The sequence below is a fragment of the Streptomyces sp. NPDC127177 genome, assembly GCF_042672475.1.
Lineage (GTDB): Bacteria > Actinomycetota > Actinomycetes > Streptomycetales > Streptomycetaceae > Streptomyces.
Map to the genome: position 1 here is coordinate 1 of NZ_JBHXUW010000128.1, position 3025 is coordinate 3025.

Annotated in this window: 3 protein-coding genes; all 3 read right to left on the minus strand. The window is 70.4% G+C overall.

Annotation, left to right across the window (positions count from 1 at the left end; all coding sequences use genetic code 11):
- Positions 1–71 precede the first annotated feature (71 nt).
- Positions 72–833 carry a TetR/AcrR family transcriptional regulator gene (locus ACFVJX_RS35965; RefSeq protein ID WP_384136900.1) on the minus strand — a complete coding sequence of 254 codons (762 nt, stop codon included), beginning with the start codon at positions 831–833 and terminating at the stop codon, positions 72–74.
- 177 nt (positions 834–1010) lie between these two features.
- Positions 1011–2213 carry an NAD(P)/FAD-dependent oxidoreductase gene (locus tag ACFVJX_RS35970; RefSeq protein ID WP_384136898.1) on the minus strand — a complete coding sequence of 401 codons (1203 nt, stop codon included), beginning with the start codon at positions 2211–2213 and terminating at the stop codon, positions 1011–1013.
- Between the two features lie 74 nt (positions 2214–2287).
- On the minus strand, positions 2288–3025 hold a 738-nt coding region (locus ACFVJX_RS35975), incomplete at its 5' end, for a beta-ketoacyl reductase (protein ID WP_384136896.1).

Sequence of the window (3025 nt, forward strand, 5' to 3'; positions counted from 1 at the left end):
GGCCCAGCAGATCACCGTCAACTGGGGCGACAGCAAGTTCACTTACTCGCTGCCCCCGGCCGGTGGCCGGATCAGGTGAGCGGCTTCTCTCCGTTGCGGATACGGACCAGCACCTCGATGCCGTCCAGGACCCGCTGGAGCCCGAAGGTGAAGTCGTCCTCGGGCTCGTCGAAGGCCCCGGCCTCCAGCAGCTCGGCGAGGGCGGGGAACGACGTGGAGTCGGCGTACTTGGCCAGCGCGCGGCCGTAGTTGGCCATCAGGTCCTCCTCGCTGATCCCCTCGGTCACGACACCCAGCGACATCTGCACGATGTTGCGCACGTAGCCGATCATCAGCATCATCACGGAGAGCTTCTCGTCCGGCCTCAGGGCGGTGCCGCCCAGGGTGCGCAGACCGCACTCCAGCCAGCTGAGCTGTCCCGGTTCCAGGGGCGGTCCGCTGACCGAGATCTGAAGCATCCAGGGATGGCGGTGGAAGACCTCCTGGAAAGCACGGGCCCACTGCTCGAGCCCGACCCGCCAGTCCCCCTCCGCCGTGTCGATGCGCGGCGGGGTGCCGTAGGCCATGTCCAGCATCAGCTGCCGCAGCTCGTCCTTGCTCGACACATGGCGGTACAGCGACATGGTGCCGAAGTCGAGGCTCTTGGCGACACGGGACATGGACAGCCCGGCAAGGCCGTCGGCATCCGCCGACTCGATCGCGGCCGTCACGATGCGCTCGACACTCAGGCCGGTACGCGCGGTGCGCTGCTCCCGGTTCCGGAGCTCCCAGAGCACCGCGATGCTGTTTGGCAGGCCGACGCCTTCCGTGCCCGTTCCTCCACCAGTAGTCATCTCGTGCCTGCCTTCATCGGAAGCCTCCCCATGCGTATCATGCACGCATAGAGCATCGTATACGCCTCGGGTCCGTCGTACGCGGAGCCGTTGTGAGACCGGGGTGGAGAGACGGTACGACACCGCGCCCGGCGGGGCCCCTCCCTGGTTCGCGCCCCGCCCTCCCTGGTTCGGGCGTCAGACGCCCGCTGCCGCGGTGGCGAGTTCGTCCGACGGCCGGCCGAGCAGGAGCCGGCATTGCCGCAGACCGCGCGCACTGTTCCAGCCGAGTGCTCCGACGAGGATCCCGTCGCGGTGGTACGCGGCGACGAACTGCCGGTCCGCGGTCGAACCGCTGACGATCTCTGTCCGCGCGCCCGGGGGGCACCAGCCGACCGTCTGGATCTTCTGCCCGAACTGATCGGTCCAGCCGAAGGGCACCGGGGCGTACGGTCGCGCACCCTCGTCGCCGGCCAGCAGGTTGGAGACGACGGCCATGGCCTGCTGGGCGGCGTTGGTCCGCTGTTCGAGCCTGACCCGGGCCCCCGCCACCAGCGGGTGGGGCCAGTTGGCGACGTCCCCCGCCGCCCACACCCCGGGGGCGGCCCGGCAGTAGGCATCGCACAGGACTCCGTCCCCCAGGGGCAGTCCGGAGTCGGCGAGCCAGTCCACGGCGGGCACCGAACCGATCGCGACGACGACCAGATCGGCGTCGACGGTGGTGCCGTCCGCCAGCAGGACCCCGCGAACACCGGCCTCGTCCTGGGCCATTCCCACGACGTCGGCGCCCAGGACGAGCCGCACCCCGTGATCACGGTGCAGTCCGGCCACGAGCTCGCCGATCCCGGCACCGACCTGGCGCTCGAGGGGCTGGGCGTTCGTGTCGATCAGCGTCACGTCGAGTCCGGCACCGCGCGCCGTGGCGGCGATCTCCGCACCGAGGAAACCGGCCCCGATGACCGCCACCCTGGGGCCTGCGGCGAGCGCCTCGCGAAGGTGTACCGCGTCGTCCAGGGAACGCAGGACATGCACTCCCCGAAGGCCCTCTCCGTACGGCAGCCTGCGCGGCCGCAGACCGGTGGCGATGATCGCCGCGTCGTAGGGCAGCTTCTCGCCGGTGGAGAGGGTGACGGTGCGGGCGGCCCGGTCCAGACCGGTGGCCCGGCAGCCGAGGCGCAGGTCGACATCGACGGCGGCCAGCACATCCTCCTTGCGCAACCAGGTGCTCGGCGGCTCCCAGCCCTCGCTCAGCAACTCCTTGGAGAGCGGCGGCCGGTCGTAGGGCGGATGCCGCTCATCACCGACGAGCGTCAGCCCGCCTTCGTAGCTCTTGGCACGCAGCGTCTCCACCGCGGTCAGCCCTGCGGCCGCCGCGCCCACGACGACTATCCGGTTCAGCACGCTCGCTCCTCATCTCAGGTCAGTGCTCATGTGAACGGCCCGCGCCATGACCGGCACAACCTGCCGGCAAGGCACTACGCCTCGCCGTCAAGAATGTCGAACAGTTCGTCCGCGGTGGCAGCGCTCAGATCGTCCGCGGGTGCGTCCTCACCGAAGAGCGTCCGGCGTAGGTGTGTGGCGAGTTCGGCGGCCGAGGGGTAGTCGAAGATCAGGGTAGGCGCCAGCCGGCAGCCGGTCACTTCACCCAGGCGTCCCCTGAGTTCCAGAGCCGTCAGTGAGTCGAATCCGATGTCGAGGAATCCGCGCTCGGCGGGGACCGCTTCGGCTCCCGAGTGCCCCAGGACCGCTGCGGCGTGGCCCCGTACCAGGTCCAGCAGGGCCCGTTCACGGTCCTCGGCGCCCAGCCCGGTGAGACGGGCGATCAAGGCGGCGGGATCGCCGCCCTTCGTGCGGTTCCGGACCATGGGACCGGCCTCGGTGAGGACCATGTCCCGCAGAAGGGAGTGCAGCGCACCCGGCTTCGCCTTCAGCGTCGGTATGTCGACGGCGAGCGGCACGAGCGCGGGCCGGCCGGAACGCAGACCGGCGTCGAAGAGCCGGAGCGCGTCGGCGGGGGCGAGGGCGGGCAGGCCGCGTGCCGCCATCAGACGAACGTCGTCTTCGATGGCCTCGGTCAGACCTGTGGCGACGTCCCACAGTCCGTACGCGAGTGAGGTGGCCGGCAGCCCCTCCGCATGACGCTGCACCGCCAACGCATCCAGGAACACATTCGCCGCCGCATAATTCGCCTGCCCCGCCGCCAACACCGAACC